Origin of the sequence: Spiroplasma endosymbiont of Agriotes lineatus, assembly GCF_964019485.1 — a bacterium.
Classification (GTDB): Bacteria; Bacillota_I; Bacilli_A; order Mycoplasmatales; family Nriv7; genus Nriv7.
The window spans coordinates 711,302-734,100 of sequence record NZ_OZ026448.1; the positions used below are offsets into that span (position 1 = coordinate 711,302).

Here is a 22,799-nt window from a genome sequence, read left to right on the forward strand (position 1 = left end):
TGCTAGAGCGAAATATTCTTGGATACCAGTTTCTTCGTTTTTGGTATTATTTTTTTCTTAATCAGTTCCTTCTAAAAATAAATTGGTTTCATCTCATAGAAGTAAGGTCTTATCTGGCAATACCGGGTAATCAAAGTCTAATAATTCCATATGCCCTAAACTTAATTTTTGGGTTTCTAGTAATGGGAAGGTTGATGCGATATGATATTTCTTCTTTTTTAGTAATTTTTGATGCGTATACTAGAAAAGCGGTTTTTCCAGTTCTTAACGAACCAATAACAATATTTAATGGTGAGTTATTTTTTAAGAAATTAATCACTTTGTTAATTTGTGTTAAATTAATGATTTTAAAAAGGAAAATTAAAATACAATTTGCTAAAAATAAATAACTTACAATGTTTTTAAAATAACCGTTGTAAATGTATCAAATTGCTCCGCAATGTCATAAAATTAAAAATGAGGTGCGATTTAATTCAATAAAATGGTTATTTTTTTTTATTATTCATTTGCAAAATTTCATCTTGCACCTCACTTTATTTTTTTGTTAGCGGACTGCTCCAAGTAATTTTTCAAACATTTTAAAGCAAATAAAGAATATTGCCAAAATAAATGGAAAAATGAATATTCAGTAATCAGCAAAGAAGTCACCGACTTGTGTCATATTAACAGCAATAATTTCTCGCATTTTAGTAAACGCTGTTTTAATAATCGCATTTCATAATTTAGTCATCGGTCATCGCGCCACTAGCTGTTATTTTTGTTACTGCTGGCGGGGTGGCTTCTGTTAAAAAAGTTCCAATCATATAATCACTCCCTTTCTCTTTAAAACATTCATCATTTATATTCAAAGTTTTTCTTAAATTTGTTAAAACCACGATTAACCTTAACACGGTTATATTTTTTTCTAATTAATTTTGAATTTCTTTTAAGAAATATTTTTTAGTATTTAAGAAAATGTTTTCAATGTTTTTCATAATAAATTACCTTTCTTATGAATAAACTAAGTTTATATTAACTAAGTTAGTTAACTTAGTTTTTTAAACACTTATATATCGCAGATTTAAGTGTTTAACAAGCTTTGTAAGTAAATTTTGTTTTTTAATTAGATAAAGATTTTAATAATTTTAAACTTAGTATCTCCCTATATAGAAATTTCTACACTTTAATGTCCGCACCCCCCCCTTGCCCTTGGAACTAATTTAATAGCATGTATATTTTCAGGAAATCCACCCATTCATTTTTTTATTGCAAAATGAAACAAATTGCTATAGCTAATAGGATGTTGTCTATTAACTGGTAAACTTCTTTTGGTTATGGAGACCCCCACAATTTATCATGCTTTAATACATACCAACATTATTAACTAACTTGTATTTAATTTTTAAAGAACAAATTTTTAACATCTTATAAAATGAAAAGACAATCATTGCTGACTGCCCTAATACTTATTAAAATACTTTACCTACCTAACAAAACTTTATGCGTCCTAAAACCAGTTTTTTAACACAATAACTATCTTCTTCAATGATAACTACTGTTGATTTAAAAATATTTAATTTCATCATTGTCTCCTTACTGTAAACAAAAACCATCATCTAGTGATGGTTTAAGATTAAAAAATAAATTTTAAAAGTAGTCCTCAAATTAAAATCATTTTTTAATAACCCATCCCCGGGAGAATTAAATAATTTTTTCTAAGGTAGAGGTCGGTCTCCTGACTTAATTTCAACCACCAATTATGCCTTCTCAAAAATAACTTTTCAATGATTTATATAATTAATGTCAATATTACACAGTTGCTGGGATAGTTTTAGAATCACACTAAACCCCCTTTTAATAATTACATTAAATGCAATTAACCTTATAAAAAATATTTTTATTTATTTATAAAGTAATCTTACAATAAAAATAACTAACCCACATTTATTTTTAAAAAATATTTTAAAAATAATAAGAATATAAAAAATATTATAAAGAATTTCTTCATAGTATTTAAATTATCTTTGTAATTAAGTGGCAACTGCTACAGTATCAGTAAGAACATCAGTTGGTGTTATTGTTGAATTAAGATTAAAAATAAAGTCATATACTTCTTCATAATGTTTAATAGGAATAATTTTTAATTCACTTAAAACCTCATTAGGAATATCATCTAAATCTTTCATATTTTTATCAGGTATTAAAATTGTACTAATCCCGCTGCGATGAGCAGAAATCGATTTCTCTTTTAAACCACCAATCGGTAAAACATTGCCTCGCAAAGTTATTTCTCCAGTCATTCCAACATCACTAGATACAGGTCTTTTAGTTAAAGCAGAAATTATTGCTGTTGTTATTGTAATCCCGGCTGAAGGACCATCTTTAGGTACTGCCCCTTCAGGAACATGAATATGAATATCATTATTACTAAAAAACTCAGAATCAATATTAAACTTCTTACTATTAGCTTTTAAATAATCCAAAGCAATATTTGCTGATTCTTTCATAACATCACCTAAAGTTCCCGTTAAAACTAATTGCCCTTTACCAGTAAAGAAATTTACTTCCATTGATAAAATATCACCACCAAAAGTAGTATATGCTAAACCAGTAGCAACACCAATTTGAGCTGTTCCTTCTTTTTCAGTATATTCAAACTTATGTTTACCCAAATATTGCTTAACCTTTTCAATATTCACTAATTCATCACTTAAATGCTTAGCTAAATAACGAACAATAAACTTTCTTGCAATTTGATGCAAATATCGCTCTAATTGTCGCACACCAGCTTCACGAGTATAATATTTAATAATTTCTTTAATTGCTCCATCTTCAAATTTTAATAACTGTTCATTTAAACCATTCTCTTGCAATACTTTAACAATTAAATGATTTTTAGCAATTTCCATTTTTTCAATTTCTGTGTACGATGATAATTGAATAATTTCCATTCGGTCTAATAATGGTTCGGGAATATCTTCCATATAGTTAGCCGTAGCAATAAACATTACTTTTGATAAATCATAATTTTCTTCTAAGTAATGATCAGAAAATTCAAAATTTTGTTCTGGGTCTAATACCTCTAACATCGCACTAGCAGGATCTCCACGATAATCATTAGCCATCTTATCAATCTCATCAAGCAAAAATAAAGGATTAATACTTTTAGCTCGTTTCATTGATTGGATTATTCTTCCTGGCATTGAACCAATATATGTTTTTCGATGACCACGAATTTCTGATTCATCACGAACACCACCTAACGATAACTTCACAAAATTTCTTCCTGTTGCTTCAGCAATTGACTTAGCAAGTGAAGTTTTTCCTACTCCGGGAGGACCTACTAAACAAATAATTTGTCCTTTTAATGATTTAGTCATTTGTTTAACTGCCAAATGTTCAATAATTCGTTCTTTAACTTTTTCTAAACCATAATGATATTTATCTAAAGTTTGTAAAGCAAATGGTAAATCCTCAATTTCTTTCTTTTCTTCATGTCAAGGAATCGCCATTACCCAATCAATGTATGTTCTAATAATATTAGCTTCACTTGATGCTTGTGGCATCATTTCATAACGATTAATTTCTTCTTTAACGCGAAGTTTAATATTCTCAGGAAATGGCTCTTTTTCAAGACGATCTAAATATTTCTTCATCTCATTATTATCATCATCAATTTCGCCTAATTCTTCTTTAATTGCTTCAAGTTTTTCTCGTAAATAAAATTTCTTTTGCTGTTCATCAATTCTAACTTTAATTCTTTCAGAAATATTTTGATCAATTTCACCAGTTTGCTTTCGACTATTAACATTATCAATTAAAAGATTCAAGCGTTGTTCAATATTCAGCTCTTCTAAAATAGCTTGTTTTTTATCTAATGGTAAAAAAGGTAAAAACTGTGCTAATGCATCAATTACTTCTCCAGGACTACTATTAACATTTACCTTAATCTCTTGTAATATATTTTCAGGAAGACCTTCTTGCATTTCCAATAATCCTGTTAAATTATTAGTAATTTTTTGCACTAAATCTTCAATATTACCCTCTTGATTTGATTCTAAAACCTCAATATCACTTTCATAATAAGTGCCGTTATCTTTTAAATTTAGTAATTTAACTCGATTAAGTGACTTAAAATTAACCGTAAACGAACCTTCTTCTCAAACTTTTTTTATTTTTAAATTAGCAATAACTCCAACATCAAATATTTCATCAATTGTTGGTTCATCATCTAAAGGTTTTTTTTGTGATACTAAAATAACTTGACTATCAAAATTATCCTTAGCCACCTCAATAGTCTTTAATGATTTATTACGACCAATTTCTAAAACCTGTTCAAATCCTGGATAAATATAACTACCTCTTGTAACCAAAACAGGAATATTTTCTAAAGATTTTATTTGTTCTTTATCTATCATTATGATACCTCCGTAAAACATATTTAATTAATTATATAATAAAAATTTAGCACTTGCAATATTAAAGTGCTAAATAGACGCATAAAGTTTTGTTAGGTAGGAAAAGATTTAAATAATTTTGAAAGAAAAACAATCACAATTTAATTATCATTTTATTTAAAAAATAAATAATAAAACAAAATATTTAATATCAACAAACATAATCTTAATAAAAGGTTATAAAAACCAAGGAAAGCGATTATAAAAACAACATTAAAATAATTTTTTACAACAAAAATCATACATAATAAACATATACTTAATTTGCATATTGAAATAATTTATAGTAAATGATTATTTTTTCTTTTTTTAAAAATATCTAAGAAAACTAAACGCGAACGTGCTAAATTCATTTTATCCATTATTTTCATAAAGAAAATTTAATAATTTACGACGTTTTAAACCTTCTTCAACAATGCTGGTATCCATAATTTTTTTTTTAGTTTCTTCTGGTGTCATATTATAAAACTTAGCAAACTCAAAAATTTCTTGTTCTACCTCATCGTTATTAACTTGAATATTTTCTTGATTCATAATTTCTTCTAAAATTAAATAATGACTAATTTTTGCTTTAGCATCGCCTCGCAACTCTTTTTTAATATCTAATTCAGTTAATTTAGTTAATTTCAAATATTGTTTTAAATCAATATTTTGTTCTTTTAACTTTTGCTCAAACTCACCTTGAAGATCTAATACTTCTTTATCAATAGCTGATTCAGGAATATGAATCGTTGCTGTTTTAGAAATTTCTAATAATAAATTATTAATAAACTCATCTTTAATTTTTTCTTCATTTTGCTTAATCAAATTTTCTTTAATAAAATTTTTTAATTGTGTTAAATCTTCAACGCCATCAATATTAGCATCTTTTGCTAAATCATCATTAATTTCTGGAACAATCTTATTTTTAACTTCTTTAATCTTAACTTTAAAAGTCACATCTTTTCCTGCTAAATCTGGTTTTAAATAATCTTTAGGAAAAGATACAAGTAAATCCTTTTCTTCACCAGTTATCAATCCAATCATTTGTTCTTCAAAACCAGGAATAAACTTTTTTGAACCAATTTCTAAACTAAAATTTTCAGCTTTTCCATCAGCAAAAGACTTACCATCTTTAAACCCTTCAAAATCAAAAATAACAACATCACCATTAGCAATCTTATCTTCTTTAATTTCTAAAATAGCTGATTTTTGTTGTAATTGAATAAGTGTTTGATTAACATCCTCATCACTAACAATATTTGCCATTTTCTCGATTTTTATATTTGTATATTTTTCAATTTTAACTTCTGGTTTTAAATCAAATTCAAAAGAAATAATATATTTTGCCATTGATAAAGTATCGATATTTCAACTTGGCTGATTAAAAGGTTGCAATGGATCGTCTTGTAATAAAGCAAATTTTCACGCTTTATCAGCTGCAACATCATGAGCTTTATTCAAAATTTTTTCATTACTTAAATATTTTTCTACCATCTCTTCTGGCGCTTTGCCTTTACGAAAACCTGGTATTTGTAAATGGGCTTTCAACTTATTTGTTACCTTTTTAATAATATCTTTTCATTCTTCTTCTTCAAATTCAATAATATATTTTCCTTTATTTTCTTCAATATTTTTTTTACTTGTAAATTTCATCAAACATCCTCCTATATTTCAACTATTTAATTATACCCTTGATTAATTACTAAATACAATTAAACTTTAGCAAAGCCCGCATAAATATGGTCCAACTTATTGTAACCTATCCATATCCAAGTTACTTTTCATGCCGGACATAAAGAAAAAAAATACAAAAATGCTCGTAGAGAATTAGAAAACAAGCGAGGTCATTTTTTAATGTTAAAAGTTGACAAACGAATAAACACGATAAATTATCATGATTTATTAATTAAAGAATTACAAAAACATTATGTGAATATTAATTATGATAAAATGATTGTTTGTGGTGGCAGTGATACTTGAATTAGAGAAGTTGCCAATAGTTTTGGTAATGTTAGATATATTTTAGATGATTATCATGCTATTAAAAAATTAAAACAAACGGCATTTAATATTATTTTTGAAAATCGCAAAGCAACACTAAATAGTTGAATTAAATTATATAAGAACGGAAATCCCCATCAAGAATTAATCAAAATCATTCGTAATATTGCTAAAAACTAATTAAATAAAGATATTAAAACAAATTTAAGAAAGGCGAGTAATTATTTCAGTAATAATAAGCAAGAAATTCATCATCAAAATTTAGAATAAAATATCGGTTGTAGCATTGAAAGTGATGTATCACATTTAATAAAACAACAATTAGGATATGGAGCAAAAATATATCATCATAAGAATTTAAATAACCTATTACATTTAAGAATGGCAAATTTAAACAAATTAAATGTATTACATTATATTAATGAAAATATTAATTCAGAAATAAAAATCAGAAAAGAAATATATAAAACTTCATTATGAAATAAATATAATAATAAAAATGATGATAGTTGAATTAGTAAAGGTAACATTGTATATACAAATAAATATATTACATTTAAGTAAGTAAAAATATTAGTGAAAATTTAATAAAATTAATAATTTTTTTTAATTTTGTCGAAAACTATTGATAAAATAAAAAAATCATCAACTTGACAATTTTAAAAGGCTTTTATGTAAAATTACTATTTTTTACTTTAACTTTTTTATACATTAAAATATAATATCGCTGTTTATTAGTTTGGAGTTAAACCCTTATGTTGATATTTTTATTTTCAGAGATTTAAATAATTTTGAAAGAAAAATAATCACAATTTAATTATCATTTTATTTGAAAAATAAGTAATAAAACAAAATATTTAATATCAACAAACGTAATCTCAATAAAAGGTTATAAAACCTAAAGAAAACGCTTATAAAAACAACATCAAAATAAGTTTTTACAACAAAAATCATACATAAGAAATATATACTTAATTTGCATATTGAAATAATTTATAGTAAATGATTATTTTTTCTTTTTAAAAAAATACCTAAGAAAACTAAACGCGACCTATCATTACTTTTCTTTTCGCCTTAATTTCAATTATGTATTTACCAATAAAAATGATTTTTGGGAGATAAAAAATGACAGCAAATTTAAAAGAATTTAATTGAGAACAAATTAAACAAACTTTCTGAGATTTATTTATTCAAATTATAACTATTCCAGCTCATATTAGTGGTGGCGAAGAAATTAAATTAATCGAAGCACCACTTTGACTTTTAATAGCAAACATTGCTTTTTGATTTTTAACAGCGATTATGGTGTGATTTATTCTAATGCTCCTTTGAAAAACCATATCAGTATTTAGATAGGGAAAAAATTAATGTCAAGAAGTTATATTGTGATGCATTCCCAAAGAAATTCAAAATTAATTAGGAAAAAATATAATCGTGTTAAGGTTAATCGTGGTTTTAACAAATTTAAGAAAAACTTTGAATATAAATGATGAATGTTTTAAAGAGAAAGGGAGTGGATTATATGATTGGAACTTTCTTGGCCGATGCACCTCCTGCAAAAGTAGAAAAAATAACAGCTAGTGACGCGATGACTAAATTATGAAATGCAATATAACAACGTTTACTAAAATGTGAGAAATTATTGCTGTTAATATGCCACAAGTCGGTAACTTCTTTGCTGACTACTGAATATTCATTTTTCCATTTATTTTGGCAATATTCTTTATTTGCTTTAAAATGTTTGAAAAATTACTTGGAGCAGTTCGCTAACAAAAAAATAAAGTGAGGTGCAAGATGAAATTTTGCAAATGAATAATAGAAAAAAATAATCATTTTATTGAATTAAATCGCACCTCATTTTTAATTTTATGACATTGCGGAGCAATTTGATACATTTACAACGGTTATTTTAAAAACATTGTAAGTTATTTATTTTTAGCAGGTTGTATTTTAATTTTCCTTTTTAAAATCAGTAATTTAACACAAATTAACAAAGTTATTAATTTTTTAAAAAATTCACCATTAAATATTGTTATTGGTTCATTAGGAACTGGAAAAACTGCTTTTCTAGCATACGCCTCAAAATTACTAAAAAAGAAGAAATATCATATCGCATCAACCTTCCCATTACTAGAAACCCAAAAATTAAGTTTAGGACATATGGGATTATTAGACTTTGATTATCCGGTATTGCCAGACAAAACCTTACTTTTGTGAGATGAAACCAATTTATTTTTAGAAGGAACAGATTGAGAAAAAAATAATACCAAAAACGAAGAAACCGGTATCCAAGAGTATTTTGCTCTGGCGCGGCATTTTGGTCATATTGTTCTCGCTAGCGGTCAAAGAGATAAACATATTTAAGTTAAAGTTCGTAATATTGCCAATAATGTGATTGTAGCAATTCGTAAAAAACCCGTTAATATTTTTCGTCCCTACTTAAAAGTTGTCTATGGTACTGTTACGAACATTGAAGAATATGAACGCTGACGAAACACCTTAATTGATGCTAAAAATAGTAAAAAAGGTCGTCGCATTAAATATCGTGATATTACTGAACTTGATATTTATTTTTTTAAACTAAAAATTCCTCTACCAATACTTAACACTTACAATTCTTTTTACCTAGCGTTTTTAAGAGATTACTTAAATTCAAAAATTAATCCTGACTATGAAGATAAATATTATACTGACACGGCAATTGATTTAGAAGACTTGGAATACTTAAAAATGGATAAATTTAGCAAATTTTTAAGAAAAATGAAAGAAAAGGAACAATAAAAAATGGAAAATCTTGCAAAAATGGCCGACTTTCTTGCCCAAATGCTTTATAAAGTTTTTGATTTAATTTGAAGTCTTGAAGTACCAGGAACAAAAATTCAACTAATATTTCCTTTATTCTTAATGCTGGCTGTAGAATTTCTTATGGCAATTATTCTTGGATTTGGTATTGGTAGTCAACAAGTTAATTTAGAGCGAGAACGCCGATATGCAGTTAAAAATAGTGGGCGTTTAAGTGCATGAGGAAAAGTTAAAAAACACCACCAAGAGATATCCGCTAGAATCAACAAACAAGACAAACAAGTCGGTAATTTTCACCACAAAAAAAGCGGTCAAATTACCACAGTTACAGTTAGACAAAATAAAAATTTCAAATCGTGAAATCAAAAAAGTAAATAAATATGTTCAAACTAATTATTATTTTTATCTTAATAACTGTTCTTGGACTTTTAGCTGGTAGTCATTTTGAAACTTTAACAAACTATATTAGCGAAAGCCTTGCGAATTTCCAAAAGTTTATTACTAGCAATTTAACAATTTTAGAACTATTTAAACCAATGGTTCGGACATTTTCGCAACATCCAATCTTCACCATTCTTGGTGTCACTTGTGTACTTATTGCTTTATTTATTGTGATTAAAGGTAGGTAAAAAATGGAAAAATGAACTAAAAAACAAGAATTAGAAACAGAGAATGACAAATTAAAAATTGCTAATGCCATATTAGAAAATAGTGTTAATATTCTTAAATACATAATAATGGAAAAAAATAAAGAAATTTTAGAATTAGAAAAGTGAAATACTATTCATATTAATCAAAAATCAGACTTAATAATTAAAAACCAAAAATTAAAAATTTTTAAACACGAAAGGAGAATAAAAATGAAAAAACTTTTAGGAAAATTATTTAAAAAAGATAATTCAAAAGAAAAAATGCCATTAAAATTAAGAATTAAAAATTCTTTTAAAAAAAGTGGTTAAAAATAGTATTAAGTATCATTTTTATCTTTATAAGCTTGTTAATTTGTGCATTAACAGTAATCGATACTAAATGAATAACTGGAACAAGTAACGAATTTAATGATTTTATGAATAAAGAGAGATGGTCGATTTATTCGAGAAGTTCAATAGTGTCATTTGCTAGCGGGAATATTTGTTTTTTGATGAGGCGGAACAATATATTTTGTAATTCAATTTAAAAAATTAATCCGTTTTTATTATTCAAAAAATTAAAGCAAAAAAAGCCTTAAAAAATGAAATCAAACAAACTCATTAATTCTTTAAAAAAATATTGATGAAAAATTTTACCTTACATTTTTATGATTACTATCTTTTTCATTCCATTTTTAAAATTAGAAATTAATGATTTGAAATTATTATATGAAAAATTTGAAGCATTAATTTCACTTATGATACTAAGGTATTTAGATATATGCATTACAATAGCAGTAGTTATAAACTGTAGCATTGAGTGACTTATTAAAAAAATTAAAGAAAAAAGAATAATGAAAAATAAAATATTTTAAAAAGGAGTGATAAAAATGTTTATGAAAATATTTACCGTGTTAATTATTAGTTTCAATAACATTTTTACTATTCCCCAAAACATTAACAATGATAAAACAAAAACACAATCACTAATTAGAAGCAAAAGGCAAAATAATGAATCATACGAATTAAACTTAAAAAAATCAAAATTAACACTTAAATCATCAAAAGATGACAATAGCAAGTGAAATCAAAAATGAGAAATAAAATTTAATGTAGAAAATGAATTTATGCCCAAAAACTTGCCTCCACGAATGAAACTTAATGATTGAGAATTTTATGTTGACAAAAATGACAAGATTACATTGCCAATATTAAAATCATTAGAATATGATTTAAATTGAGAAAAAAACAGTGAACCAAGATATTGAGAAAATAAAGATTTTTTATCGTATCAAAATAAAAAATTAAAAAACATAAAAATGAAAGTACAAGAATGAAACAAAAATGAAAGATATGCAAAATGAAAAATATTAGAATTTAAAACTGAATTTAAAAATAATTAAACTGGTAAAATTTACTATTCAGGAAGCGTGGTTTTTTTCTAGGGGCTGTACAATTTTATATGTGTCTCTAAGTAATTAACTTAAATTAACTCTGTCTTCAAATTTTATCATTAAATGTGAAATTGCACTACTCCAATTTTGAATTGGCATTGTTCATTTTTTAGTCATATTTTGAAATGCTAAATAGCATATTTTAAAAACTATAACTGCCAAAAGAAAGATGACTTTTTACGATAACAAACACTTTTGGACAACTAAACAACTTTTTCATTTTTTATATTTTGACAAAATAAAAACCAGTAATTTTAATTAATTACTAGTTTGAATATTTTTTATTTTTACAAGAAATTCAAACTTGTTGTGCTTGTTTCAATTAAAGTTATTGTTCTAAAGTAGTAACTGTATTTGTTCTTACTGGCCCTTCTTTTTCTGATGAAAAAAATGCTTCCCCATTAAAAGTTATGTTATCATTGTTTTTATCTATATTAATTTCATCTGGCAATAAGCTATATTTTTGTAATATTTGCATCGCTTCTTTAATTGATAATGTAACTATTTGTTCTTTATTGTTATCATCAATTATTTTGGCAGTAATATTTCCTGTAATTTTTTGTTTTAAATTTAATATAACTTTAGATGTAATTATTCTTACTGGATAAGTAATTTTTAATTTTTCATTGGGATTAAGTTCAAATTTATCAGCGGGTTCCTTAAAAATACTTAAAATCATTTCTTGTTCTTGTTTATTTGTGTTTGATAAATCAAATTCATTTGATAATACATTAATGATTTCAGAATTTTTATTATTTATATTTGTAAAATCCGTTAATTTCATTTCATCATCAGAATTTATGTTTCAACCATTTAATTTATTTTCTTGTTTTGTTTTAGTTAATCCTGTTGTAATTTGAAATACTAATTTTGATTTTGAATTATATTCACAAGCGGGTACATTAAATGATCTTGTATTTGGAGTTTTATTGATAATTTCTCTATCAGAACATACATTTTTAGGAACATTAGATCATAAAAATGAATTTTCTTGTTTTGTTATTTCAGTATTTGAAAAATTTAAATTATTAGTATCAATATAATTTATTTCCTTAAATTTTAAATTTGGATTTTCATCTTGAAATTTAAAAAATAATGCTTTTTTAAGCAATTCATTTAAATTAATAATTTTATTTTGTTGATTATCAATTGAATAATGTATTTTTATATTATTATTTAAATTATCTTTTATTTTTACTATAGCTGAATTATTTGTTTTACTAATAATTTCTAATTGTGAAATATCTAAATCAGGATTTAAATAATTTAGTTCATTTAAAATTGCATTATCAGAGTTATTATTAATTTGTTCTAAATTTGCATTTAAATAATATTCACTATATTCATAAACATTATTATCACCTGAACCAAAATATATTTTATTATTTAATTCAGATAAGTAATTTATTGTTGAATCTGTTCTAATAACGATTTTTTGTTGCTTTGTTATTGGATCGTATTCATAAAGATTTTTATCTCATGAGCCAAAATATACTTTATTATTCAATACAGCGCCAGAAGATCTAATTTTTCCTTTTGTTATAATGACAATTTTTTGTTGTTCTGTAGCGGAGTCATACTCGTAAACATTATGGTCATCTGAAGCAACAAACAATTTATTATTTAAAGTAGTTCCACCACCATGAATTTCATTTTCTGTTCTAATAACGATTTTTTGTTGCTTTGTTATTGGATTGTATTCATAAACATTATGATCAACAGAACCAAAATATACTTTATTATTTAATACTACTCCAGAAAATTGAACAGAGTCTTGTGCTTTAATAACAATTTTTTGTTGTCCTGTGGCGGGGTCATACTCATAAACATTATGATCACCTGAACCAACATACAATTTGTTGTTGAAAACTAAACTAACACCCACTGATCTTATTCAATCATTTGCTCTAATGACAATTTTTTGTTGTCCTGTAGTGGGGTCATACTCATAAACATTATGATCTTCTGAGCCAAAATATACTTTATTATTTAATACAGCACCAGAAGATCAAATTCCTCCATTTGTTGTAATAATAATTTTTTGTTGTCCTGTGGCGAGGTCATACTCATAAACATTATGATCTGCTGAACCAAAATATATTTTATTATTTAATAATATTCCAGAAGAAAAAATGAATGATTTTGTTTTAATAGCAATTTTTGTTCTATTTATTTTATTATTTTCATTATTGCTTCGTTTTTGTCTTTTATAATTTATGTTTTCTAATTTAGTTTGTTGTTCTTGTGTTTGGACAGGTGCATTACAAACAATTCCCGCTATTCCACTACTTGCTATTGTTATTGTTCCTAAAATTTCTAGTAATTTTTTCATTTATTAAATCCTTTTTGTGAATTTTTGCTAATTTAATAAATTTTTGTAGTAATTATCGCCTCCACTTAAAATTATAAATTTTAAATTAATACGAATTTAATTATAAACTATAAAATAAAATTTTTATCATTTTTTAGAATATTGAACACTAATTCTAGAAAAAATTATCATTAAAATAGAAAAATAAACTAATGAAATTTAACTTTATTAAAATTAATACCAAGAAAGGTGGTTTTTCTATGTTAGAAATTAATAATAATTTAAAAACCCCAGAAAATAAGCATTGATTTAGTTTATTTACAACCCATAAAAATATGTACACCAATAAATGTGAACAATTAGCCAATGAATATGAAAAATTAGATGAATGCTTATATAAATATCATTATCGGTTAAAACAAGGTTATAAAGCAGTTCATTTTGCTTGAAGAAAAATTATTACAATTTTTGGTGATGTTACTTTTAAACGACGCCGATATAAATATTGAAATCAAAAATCAGGTAAATTTGAATATGTATGTTTGTTAGATAAAGAAATTGGTTTATTGCCCAAACAAAACAATGCATTTATTTTGATGTTCAATTTAAAGTTTTAAGTATTTTAGGTGATGGTAAAACGATATCGCGATGTTTTAAGATGCTTTAAATCATTGTTATATTTCAAAAGCTAGTATTTCAAGTATTTTAAATAAATACGATATTGCTGAATATTTTCAACTAGCAGAAAAAGAAACTAAAACTAGAATTGATGTCAAAAATAAGGATTTATATATTCAACTAGATGAGACATTTTTAGCGACATTAGATCATAAAATTAAACAAGACCAAAGAATTCATTTAGTTACTTTTCATACCGGACATAAAGAAAAAAATTACAAAAACGCTCGTAGAGAATTAGAAAACAAACGAGGTCATTTTCTAATGTTAAAAGTTGGTAAACGAATAAATACGATGGATTATCGTGATTTATTAATTAAAGAATTGCAAAAACATTATGTTAATATTAATTATGACAAAATAATTGTTTGTGGTGATAGTGATTCTTGAATTAGAGAAATTGCCAATAGTTTCGGTAATGTTAGATATATTTTAGATGGTTATCACGCTATTAAAAAATTAAAACAAACTGCATTTAATATTATTTTTGAAAATCGCAAAGTAACACTAAATAGTTGAATTAGATTATATAAGGATGGAAATCATCAAGAATTAATCAAAATTATTCGTAATATTGCTAAAAATGAATTAAATAAAGATATTAAAATAAATTTAAGAAAGGCGAGTAATTATTTCAGTAATAATAAGCAAGGTATTCATCATCAAAATTTAGAATGAAATATTGGTTGTAGCATTGAAAGCGATGTATCACATTTAATAAAACAACAATTAGGATATGGAGCAAAAATATATAATCATAAGAATTTAAATAATTTATTATATTTAAGAATGGCAAATTTAAACAAATTAAATGTACTACATTATATTAATGAAAATATTAATTCAGAAATAGAAATCAGAAAAGAAATATATAAAAATTCATTATGAAATAAATATAATAATAAAAATGATGATAGTTGAATTAATAAAGGCAACATTGTATATACAAATAAATATATTACATTTAAGTAAGTAAAAATATTAGTGAAAATTTAATAAAATTAATAATTTTTTATTGTGTAAAAATTCAATAATATGATAAAATCATGATGGATAAAAATGACAATAACAAGAAAGGCAGGGTTATTTTAGTAATTAAATAATATAATTAGCTGATTGTTTTACTTTTTCAAAGCAATACCCAAGAGAAAACTAAACGCGGCCCTTACAAACCTAAATAGTTGCATATTTTTATTTTATACGATAAAATTTTAAGCACAATGTAAAATTTTAATAAAATTAAAAATTATTTCATTTTTAGTTTTAAAAAATAAAAGTGGTGAAAACAATGAAAATTACTAAGAGTGTGTTTTTTAAAGGTGCTATTAATAAGAAACAATGAATTGATGATGAGATTAGTGAAGTATTGTTATTAGGGCGAAGTAATGTTGGAAAATCAACATTTATTAATTCTTTATGTAATAATAAACAATTAGCAAAGGTGTCTAGTTCGCCCGGTAAAACACAAATGCTTAATTTTTTTGCCATTAATGATAATGAATTTCGTTTTGTTGATTGCCCGGGTTATGGTTTTACAAAAATAAGTAAGAGTATTAAAAAAGAATTTGTTAAAATGATGGATACTTATTTATTATCACGAAAAAATTTAAAGTTAGCAATCCTATTATTAGATTTAAGACGAATTCCTAATAATGATGATTTATTAATGTTTAGCTTTTTACAAGCACGAAATATTAATATTCTCATTGTTGCTACGAAGTTAGATAAACTAAAGAAAAATGATATTAGAAAGCAAGAAAAAATAATTAAAGAAACATTGCTGATTATTAATGATATTGACATTATTAAAACATCAAGTATTAGTAAAGTTGGTTATGATGCTGTTCTTGAAAAAATTACTGAATATATTTAAAAACTAAGTTTAGAGGTAAGATTATAAATGGAATTAAGGGGACTGGACTGCACAATTAATTAACTGTTTATTTAAGTAATTAACTTAAATTAAATCTATCTTCAAATTTTATTATTAAATGTGAAATTGCACTACCCCAATTTTGAATTGGTATCGTTCATTTCTTAACCATATTTTGAAATGCTAAATAAAATATTTTAAAAACTGATGCGTCATTAGGAAAAATCTTTTTATTCTTAATTACTTTTCTTGGTTGACTATTAATAGATTCAATCGCATTAGTTGTGTAAATAATCCTTCTAAATTCCTGGGGATATTCAAGAAAAATTATTAAATTATTTCAGTTATTTTTTCATGATTTAGTAATTTGTCGATACTTTTTATTTCATTTTTCAGAAAAATGATCTAAAGCAACTAACGTTATTTCTTCATTAATTGCTGTATAAATTGATTTTAAATCATTAGCTACAAGTTTGCGATTTTTGTAAGGAACAAATTTTAAACTATTGCGAATTTGATGAACAATACATAATTGATGTTATGTTTTTTGAAAAACAGCTTCTATTGCATCGGACATTCCTGTTAAATTATCACTACAAACAACAAGAATATCTTGTAACCCACGATTTTTCATTTCCGTAAGATGATTATTAAGTCAAAATTTGACTCCTTCATTCTCACTAATTCACATTCCTAAAATATCTTTTAAACCATCTAAATTAATTTCTAAGGCAAAAAAATAAATGGGGCTGTCCAATTAATTGTGTCTCTAAGTAATTAACCTAGATTCACTCTGTCTTCAAATTTTACTTCTAAAAAATAATCAGCAACTTTATCAATTGTATCAGGGAGTTTTTGCTTTTTTATAATTTTTTGTTCTACTTCTTCTGAATAGAATTCAGAATGAATTATCAAGACACAGAATTTTGGACAGGATCGTTTTGGTCCGGCATTATATCCAATTATTTCTCGATTAAACAAGTCAATTAATAAACAAATAACTTTATTTCATACCGATTGTGGTAATGAGTTCAAAAATAAAATCATTGATGAAATTTTAATAACTTTTAACATTAAAAGATCATTAAGCAATAAAGGTTGTCCTTATGATAATGCTGTGACTGAAACAACTTACAAAACCTTTAAAACAGAATTTATTAAGGGTAAAAAATTTACAAACTTAACACAATTAAAATACGAACTATTTGATTTTGTTAATTGATACAACAATATTCGAATTCACGGTAGCTTAAATTAGGCCGCGTTTAGTTTTCTTTTTCTAAAAATATCTAAGAAAACTAAACGCGGCCGTTGTTATTTGGGTGTGTTCTTTATCAATTTTATGATATTATATTTAGTAGAAAACATAAATTATATGAAATGATAGGTGATGTTATTATGAATAAAAAAGTATTAACTTTACGAGAGGTTGTGGAAAAATTTAATTTATCATTATTATCTGGTGATGAACAAACGCTGGAACGAGAAATTGAAATTGGGGGCATTAATCGTGCGGGATTAGAATTAACAGGTTTTATTTCTGATGAAACTAGTCGTAAGCATCGAATTGTTTTATTAGGTAGTAAAGAGAACGAATATATTAATAAGTTACCAGCATCAGAACGAAAGGGTCGTTACGAGAAACTTATTAATCAAGATGTTCCGGCGATTTTTACTAGTATTCGTTTTAATGAGCCGGTATTAGTAGAATATGCTAAAGAAATAAATTTTCCTGTTATTGAGGCTAATTATTCTTCTAATGAATTTTATAATCTTATTGTTAGTTACATTGATAATCGTTTAGCACCAATGGAAATGTTTCATGCATCGTTAATTAATATTTATGGTTTAGGAGTTTTAATTAAAGGTGATAGTGGAATTGGAAAATCAGAAAATACTTTAGAATTAGTTAAAAAAGGACATTTGTTTGTGGGTGATGATGCGATTGTCTTGCAAAGATATGTTAATAAAGTTATTGGTCGTAGTGATGAAAAATTAAAACATCGTATTGAAATTAGAGGCATTGGAATTTTAGATTTAACAAAAATGTATGGTTCAAGAACAACTTTGGAAGTTACTGATATTGATATTATTATTAATTTAAAATTGGCTGATAGCGAGTATTTTGCTAATTTAAATCGTGTACAAACAGAAATTGATAGAGAAGAAATTTTTGGTATTAAAATTCCAGCAATTACGATTCCGGTGACTTTAGGAAGAAATATTTCGGAATTAATTGAAGCGGCTGTTATTAATATTAAGTTACATAATGAAGGTATAAATAGTTCTGAGATATTTGTTAATCGAATTGATAATGAACTTAAAACATAAGAGAAAGGTTTAAGTGTAAAAGTAAAAATGATGAATGTATTTTCAAATTGAGTACCTAATGAAATTCCGGGAACTAATGGTATTTTAAGATTTTATTCGCTTTTTATTCTTTTAGGAATAATTGTTTCGATTTTAGCTTCTTGGATTAAATTAAAGCGCCGCGAAATTCCGACTGAACCATTTGAATGAAGTATTTTTTTAATTGTTCCGAGTGCAATTTTTGGTTCTTCAATTATCGGAAAAATTAATAGTCCTGTTATTGATCAGTATGGGTTTTGAGGTTATTTTATGATTTGAGAACCAGGATTAGCAGTTCATGGTGGTGTTATTGTTGGTGTTATTGTTGGTTATTTTTGATTTCGGCATTATTCTAAAAAATATGAAATATCTTTATGAATATTTGCTGATGCCATTATTCCAAATATTTTATTAGGGCAAGTTATTGGTCGATGAGGTAATTTTTTTAATCATGAACTTTTAGGACAGATAACGACTTCATTAAATTGATTACCTGATTGATTATTAGAAAATTTAAGAAAAGCTAATGCGGACGGTAGTTCAGCTGAAGGAATTGATATTGTTCGTCATCCTTTGTTTTTGTATGAATCGTTAGTTAATTTATTTTCTTGGGTACTAATTACTTTTGTTATTCCTAAAATTGGTATGTGAAATAGTGTTAAACCTTGAAAGAAGTACCCTAAAAAATTTGTTCCGCTTTGAGAAAAAGATGTGGAATTATTAGAGAGTGAAAAAAATTGAGCAACACCGTTTAAAAAACTTTATTATTATCGTCTTTGAAAGTTAAATTGTTGAAATCAAGCTTATTTTGAACAAACTCCGAGTAAAATAAAAAAGTTAACGGTGGTAAGAAAATATCCAGAACCGCATTTAAAAGCTAATAATCCATTTTTTAGACTTATGGAACGATGATTTAAAAATCAATGAATAAGAATTAAACAATTATGAACTCAAGATGCTAAGCCTTTAGAAAAAAATGCTAATCCGGATAAATATTGAATGACGCGAGTTGGCGTTCAGGCTGGTAGTTATGTAGTTATATATAGTATGGTGCGAATTATTTTAGAAATGTTTCGTGATGAAAGTGATATTTTATTTCCTTATGATTATGTGGGTACTTATATATTTTTAGGAATTGGTGTTATTATCGGAATTATTTTGTTAATTTTTGCACAAATTATTAGCGTTCATAAATGAAGACAAATTAGATGATTATATGAAAAACAATATTAATACTGATTATGATTTAATTATTATTGGTGCTGGTCCTGGTGGATTTACTAGTGCGATTTATGCATGTCGCGCGGAGTTAAAAGTGCTTATTATTAATGAAGGTCCTCCCGGAGGGAAAATGGTAAAAACTTATGATATTGAAAATTATCCGGGTTTTGATAGAATATTAGGTCCTGACTTGTCATTAACAATGGATATGCAAGTTAGAAAATTAGGCGCTGAATATGAAGCTACTAAGGTAATGAATATTGAAATTGCATCCGATGGTGATAATAAGATTATTACTGGTGAAAATGGTAAAATATGGTCTGCTAAAGCAGTTATTATTGCTACGGGAACGGTTGAAAATGAGTTATTGGTGGATGGCGCTAAGAGATTATATGGTCACGGAGTTTCTTACTGTGCGGTTTGTGATGGGGCATTTTTTCGTAATAAGGATATTGTTGTTGTTGGCGGAGGCGATTCTGCTATTGAAGAAGCGATATATTTAACTAAGTTTGCTAGAAAGTTATATTTAGTGCATCGCCGAAATGAATTTCGGGCTTCGAAAGGAGCATTAACAATTGCTCAAAATAATAATAAAATTGAATGATTATTAAATTATGTTGTTAAAGAAATTGTTGGTAAAAATTCTCTTGAGCAAGTTGTCATTGAAAATACTGCAACAAAAGAGCAACAAGTAATTGATGCTAGTGCAATTTTTCCTTATATTGGTTCAACACCAATTTCTAATTTTGTTAAAGACTTGAAAATTTGTGATGAAAATGGTTATATTATTACTAATGAAATAATGCATACTAGTGTTTTGGGAATATTTGCGATTGGTGATGTTCGTCAGACAGTTTTAAGACAAATTGCTACTGCTGTTGGTGACGGTGCGATTGCTGCTCAAGAAGCAATAAAATATTTAGATCAGTTAAAATTGTAACAGATAATTAATTAATAGCAGTTTTATGAATGGAGTGATTAATAGTGATATCTTTTTCTAAAATTGTTAAGCAAGAAATTATGAAAAAGGAATTTAGTCATCCGGCAAAGGAAGCTATTTTATTGGGATTAATAAAATCTTTAGCGATATTTAATAGTAAGCAATTAATTTTTGAATGTTCTAATAAAACCGTTGCTATTTTTGTTAAAAAATTAATTGCTGAAATTTATAATTATAATCCAAAAATTTTGACAACGGGAATTAAAACTATTATATATAAGTTAGATCTTTCACATATTATTTCTTTAATCATTAATGATAAAGATATTAGTTATGATATTAAACGAAATGAATTGGTTGTTAATTTTAAAAGATTAACGAGTGAGATATCAAAAAGAGCATTTATTGCGGGAGCATTTATTGCTACTGGTAGTGTTAATTCTCCAAGGATTAGTAATTATCATTTAGAAATCCAAGGAATTGATATTTTTTTTATTCGGAAGTTACAATTACTAATAAATAGTTTTGGTTTTAAATTTAAACGCATTTATCGTCGTAAAAAACCTTTAATTTATTTAAAAAAATCAACTGAAATTGCTGATTTTTTGAAATTAATTGATGCAAGTCTTTCACTATTATCGTTTGAAAATGAACGGATTTCACGGGATATGTATAATAGTATTAACCGTTTAACAAATATTGAGATTTCTAATCAGCAAAAAACTAATAAAGCTGCTATTGAACAAATTAAGATGATTAATTTTTTAAAAGAAAATGATTATTTTTTAAAGTTATCGTTAAAAACTCAACAAATTGCTAATTTACGGTTAGATAATCCTGAAGCTTCGCTAAATGAGCTTTGCGATTTATATGAAAATATTTATAACGGTATGATTTCTAAATCAGGAATAAATCATATGATGCGTGAAATCAAAAATAGTTATTTAGTGCTTAAAAGCATTGATTCTGATGACAATTAAATATACTATAAAATGTTTTTTTAATTTTGTAGAAAACTCTTGATATTTATTAGACTTGGTACATAACTATAACATTTTATACCTACTAGAATATAAAATTCATTTTTATCTTTGTGTTTATCTAACATTTGTACTTCATCTAAAAAATAATGTTATCAAAATAGTAGATAAAATTAAAGGTTATGTACCAAGTCTATTGAATATACTTAAAATTAGATATATTTTTAATATAAAAGAGGAAATAACATATGGAAAAATAATTGAAGAATTAATAAATACTTTAACAGACGATCAATTTTTAGAATTTTATGAAAAAATAAAATAGCAAACAGAATTAATGAAAAAAAATTTTTAAATGAAATTGATCAAAAATTTAGGGACAAAGGGATTAAATGCCCTAATTGTGAATCTTGTCATTGTGTTAAAAATGACCATAATTATTTAGAAGGAAAACAAAAATATTTATGTAAAAAATGTCGAGCTAGTTTTGATGCCTTTCTTCATTATTTTATTTATTGAAGCCATTTAAATTATGAGCAAGGAAATTTATTGATTCAAATCTCATTGTTAGGACAATCTAGTAAAACAATTTCGCGCTTTATTAAAACCACAATAAAAACTGCTTGATATAATCGTCAAAAATTAACGAAATCAAAACAATTAAAAAATACACAATTAAAATTTAATAAATTATCTGATCAAATCTAAATCGATGAAACATTTATTAAAGAAATCCATAAAGGTAATTTCAAAAAGTCAAATGACAATCGTAAAGTTTACCTTAACCCATTTTCAACTAATGCTAAATGCTGTATTCAAATGACAACTGATAGTAATAACAATATTTATGTTAAATCAACTAATGCCACGCACTCACAAAAACAATGAATTATTAAAAATATGAATAAAGAATTAATTAACAAAAATTTAATTATTATTTCTGATATGCAACCATTATATTTTTTAGTAGCAAAACAAACAAATTATACTTTACATGCCACTAAAACTACCACCGGGATCGGTGGTAGTTATCGTAAGTTAAATAAAATTAGTAAATTACAATACAATCAAATCTTTGGATAGGCTACAATAAGTTGGGCCATAATTATATAGACTTCGAAATTATTAAGAAAGAAGGAATAT

26 protein-coding genes, 3 pseudogenes and 1 riboswitch are annotated in these 22,799 nt (G+C 25.4%); of the genes and pseudogenes, 20 read left to right on the top strand and 9 right to left on the bottom strand.

Annotated features, from left to right (window positions below):
* Positions 1 to 109: 109 nt before the first annotated feature.
* The 5 genes from AACK93_RS04575 to tig all read right to left on the bottom strand — a co-directional run bounded on the left by AACK93_RS04575 (position 110) and on the right by tig (position 6,071).
* Positions 110 to 520: a hypothetical protein gene (locus AACK93_RS04575; RefSeq protein WP_339023909.1), complete on the bottom strand. Its 411-nt coding sequence runs from the start codon at positions 518 to 520 to the stop codon at positions 110 to 112.
* A 24-nt stretch (positions 521 to 544) separates the two neighbouring features.
* Positions 545 to 730 carry a hypothetical protein gene (locus tag AACK93_RS04580; protein WP_339023910.1) on the bottom strand — a complete coding sequence of 62 codons (186 nt, stop codon included), beginning with the start codon at positions 728 to 730 and terminating at the stop codon, positions 545 to 547.
* On the bottom strand, positions 723 to 875 hold the full coding sequence (locus tag AACK93_RS04585; protein ID WP_339023911.1) for a hypothetical protein: 153 nt from the start codon (positions 873 to 875) through the stop codon (positions 723 to 725). The genes AACK93_RS04580 and AACK93_RS04585 overlap by 8 nt, the downstream gene beginning before the upstream one ends.
* Positions 876 to 1,703: 828 nt before the next feature.
* A riboswitch (cobalamin riboswitch) is annotated at positions 1,704 to 1,862 on the bottom strand.
* Between the two features lie 147 nt (positions 1,863 to 2,009).
* The gene (gene lon / locus AACK93_RS04590; RefSeq protein ID WP_339023912.1) at positions 2,010 to 4,397 is read right to left on the bottom strand and encodes an endopeptidase La; all 2,388 of its coding nucleotides are present in this window, start codon (positions 4,395 to 4,397) and stop codon (positions 2,010 to 2,012) included.
* Positions 4,398 to 4,790: 393 nt separating this feature from the next.
* On the bottom strand, positions 4,791 to 6,071 hold the full coding sequence (tig, locus tag AACK93_RS04595) for a trigger factor (protein WP_339023913.1): 1,281 nt from the start codon (positions 6,069 to 6,071) through the stop codon (positions 4,791 to 4,793).
* Positions 6,072 to 6,272: 201 nt separating this feature from the next.
* On the opposite strand from tig, the gene AACK93_RS04600 reads away from it, so the two are divergent.
* The 11 genes from AACK93_RS04600 (at position 6,273) to AACK93_RS04650 (ending at position 11,253) form a co-directional block, all read left to right on the top strand.
* On the top strand, positions 6,273 to 6,599 hold the full coding sequence (locus AACK93_RS04600; protein ID WP_339023914.1) for a hypothetical protein: 327 nt from the start codon (positions 6,273 to 6,275) through the stop codon (positions 6,597 to 6,599).
* 201 nt (positions 6,600 to 6,800) lie between these two features.
* On the top strand, positions 6,801 to 6,983 hold the full coding sequence (locus tag AACK93_RS04605; RefSeq protein ID WP_339023915.1) for a hypothetical protein: 183 nt from the start codon (positions 6,801 to 6,803) through the stop codon (positions 6,981 to 6,983).
* Positions 6,984 to 7,544: 561 nt separating this feature from the next.
* Positions 7,545 to 7,775, top strand: a complete 231-nt coding sequence (locus tag AACK93_RS04610; protein WP_339023916.1) for a hypothetical protein — start codon at positions 7,545 to 7,547, stop codon at positions 7,773 to 7,775.
* An 11-nt stretch (positions 7,776 to 7,786) separates the two neighbouring features.
* The gene (locus AACK93_RS04615) at positions 7,787 to 7,921 is read left to right on the top strand and encodes a hypothetical protein (RefSeq protein ID WP_338968593.1); all 135 of its coding nucleotides are present in this window, start codon (positions 7,787 to 7,789) and stop codon (positions 7,919 to 7,921) included.
* Between the two features lie 97 nt (positions 7,922 to 8,018).
* Positions 8,019 to 8,189: a hypothetical protein gene (locus tag AACK93_RS04620; RefSeq protein ID WP_339023917.1), complete on the top strand. Its 171-nt coding sequence runs from the start codon at positions 8,019 to 8,021 to the stop codon at positions 8,187 to 8,189.
* A 24-nt stretch (positions 8,190 to 8,213) separates the two neighbouring features.
* Positions 8,214 to 8,783, top strand: a complete 570-nt coding sequence (locus AACK93_RS04625) for a hypothetical protein (RefSeq protein ID WP_339023918.1) — start codon at positions 8,214 to 8,216, stop codon at positions 8,781 to 8,783.
* A 27-nt stretch (positions 8,784 to 8,810) separates the two neighbouring features.
* Entirely contained in the window at positions 8,811 to 9,200 is a 390-nt protein-coding gene (locus AACK93_RS04630) for a hypothetical protein (protein WP_339023919.1), read from the top strand.
* A 3-nt stretch (positions 9,201 to 9,203) separates the two neighbouring features.
* Positions 9,204 to 9,599: a hypothetical protein gene (locus tag AACK93_RS04635; RefSeq protein ID WP_339023920.1), complete on the top strand. Its 396-nt coding sequence runs from the start codon at positions 9,204 to 9,206 to the stop codon at positions 9,597 to 9,599.
* 2 nt (positions 9,600 to 9,601) lie between these two features.
* The gene (locus AACK93_RS04640) at positions 9,602 to 9,850 is read left to right on the top strand and encodes a hypothetical protein (protein ID WP_339023921.1); all 249 of its coding nucleotides are present in this window, start codon (positions 9,602 to 9,604) and stop codon (positions 9,848 to 9,850) included.
* Between the two features lie 3 nt (positions 9,851 to 9,853).
* The gene (locus AACK93_RS04645; RefSeq protein ID WP_339023922.1) at positions 9,854 to 10,180 is read left to right on the top strand and encodes a hypothetical protein; all 327 of its coding nucleotides are present in this window, start codon (positions 9,854 to 9,856) and stop codon (positions 10,178 to 10,180) included.
* A gap of 560 nt (positions 10,181 to 10,740) precedes the next feature.
* Positions 10,741 to 11,253: a hypothetical protein gene (locus AACK93_RS04650; protein ID WP_339023923.1), complete on the top strand. Its 513-nt coding sequence runs from the start codon at positions 10,741 to 10,743 to the stop codon at positions 11,251 to 11,253.
* 75 nt (positions 11,254 to 11,328) lie between these two features.
* Here AACK93_RS04650 and AACK93_RS08130 read toward each other — a convergent pair.
* Both AACK93_RS08130 and AACK93_RS04655 read right to left on the bottom strand, forming a co-directional pair.
* A pseudogene (locus tag AACK93_RS08130) lies at positions 11,329 to 11,457 on the bottom strand (IS256 family transposase); the annotation flags it as partial.
* A gap of 175 nt (positions 11,458 to 11,632) precedes the next feature.
* Complete coding sequence (locus tag AACK93_RS04655; RefSeq protein ID WP_339023924.1) at positions 11,633 to 13,636, bottom strand: PQQ-binding-like beta-propeller repeat protein; 2,004 nt, start codon at positions 13,634 to 13,636, stop codon at positions 11,633 to 11,635.
* Positions 13,637 to 13,875: 239 nt separating this feature from the next.
* Between AACK93_RS04655 and AACK93_RS04660 the strand changes: the two genes are divergently transcribed.
* The 3 genes from AACK93_RS04660 (at position 13,876) to yihA (ending at position 16,166) form a co-directional block, all read left to right on the top strand.
* Positions 13,876 to 14,232: a UPF0236 family transposase-like protein gene (locus AACK93_RS04660; RefSeq protein ID WP_339023925.1), complete on the top strand. Its 357-nt coding sequence runs from the start codon at positions 13,876 to 13,878 to the stop codon at positions 14,230 to 14,232.
* A gap of 325 nt (positions 14,233 to 14,557) precedes the next feature.
* Positions 14,558 to 15,265 (top strand): UPF0236 family transposase-like protein, encoded by a 708-nt coding sequence (locus AACK93_RS04665; protein WP_339023926.1) that lies wholly within the window; start codon positions 14,558 to 14,560, stop codon positions 15,263 to 15,265.
* A 316-nt stretch (positions 15,266 to 15,581) separates the two neighbouring features.
* Entirely contained in the window at positions 15,582 to 16,166 is a 585-nt protein-coding gene (gene yihA / locus AACK93_RS04670) for a ribosome biogenesis GTP-binding protein YihA/YsxC (RefSeq protein ID WP_339023927.1), read from the top strand.
* A gap of 79 nt (positions 16,167 to 16,245) precedes the next feature.
* On the opposite strand, the pseudogene AACK93_RS04675 reads toward yihA, so the two are convergent.
* Both AACK93_RS04675 and AACK93_RS04680 read right to left on the bottom strand, forming a co-directional pair.
* A pseudogene (locus tag AACK93_RS04675) lies at positions 16,246 to 16,905 on the bottom strand (IS256 family transposase); the annotation flags it as partial.
* A 38-nt stretch (positions 16,906 to 16,943) separates the two neighbouring features.
* Entirely contained in the window at positions 16,944 to 17,213 is a 270-nt protein-coding gene (locus tag AACK93_RS04680) for a hypothetical protein (protein ID WP_339023928.1), read from the bottom strand.
* Between AACK93_RS04680 and AACK93_RS04685 the strand changes: the two are divergent.
* The 6 genes and pseudogenes from AACK93_RS04685 to AACK93_RS04710 form a co-directional block, all read left to right on the top strand.
* Positions 17,164 to 17,424, top strand: a pseudogene (locus AACK93_RS04685) (IS3 family transposase); the annotation flags it as partial. The gene AACK93_RS04680 and the pseudogene AACK93_RS04685 overlap by 50 nt on opposite strands.
* A 140-nt stretch (positions 17,425 to 17,564) precedes the next feature.
* Entirely contained in the window at positions 17,565 to 18,497 is a 933-nt protein-coding gene (gene hprK, locus AACK93_RS04690; protein WP_339023929.1) for an HPr(Ser) kinase/phosphatase, read from the top strand.
* Between the two features lie 30 nt (positions 18,498 to 18,527).
* On the top strand, positions 18,528 to 19,748 hold the full coding sequence (locus AACK93_RS04695; protein ID WP_339023930.1) for a prolipoprotein diacylglyceryl transferase: 1,221 nt from the start codon (positions 18,528 to 18,530) through the stop codon (positions 19,746 to 19,748).
* Positions 19,732 to 20,676 (top strand): thioredoxin-disulfide reductase, encoded by a 945-nt coding sequence (gene trxB, locus AACK93_RS04700; protein ID WP_339023931.1) that lies wholly within the window; start codon positions 19,732 to 19,734, stop codon positions 20,674 to 20,676. Before AACK93_RS04695 ends, trxB begins: the two co-directional genes overlap by 17 nt.
* A gap of 29 nt (positions 20,677 to 20,705) precedes the next feature.
* Positions 20,706 to 21,656, top strand: coding sequence for a DNA-binding protein WhiA (gene whiA, locus AACK93_RS04705; RefSeq protein ID WP_339023932.1), 951 nt, complete (start codon positions 20,706 to 20,708; stop codon positions 21,654 to 21,656).
* Between the two features lie 819 nt (positions 21,657 to 22,475).
* Positions 22,476 to 22,739: a hypothetical protein gene (locus AACK93_RS04710; RefSeq protein WP_339023933.1), complete on the top strand. Its 264-nt coding sequence runs from the start codon at positions 22,476 to 22,478 to the stop codon at positions 22,737 to 22,739.
* Positions 22,740 to 22,799: the final 60 nt, after the last annotated feature.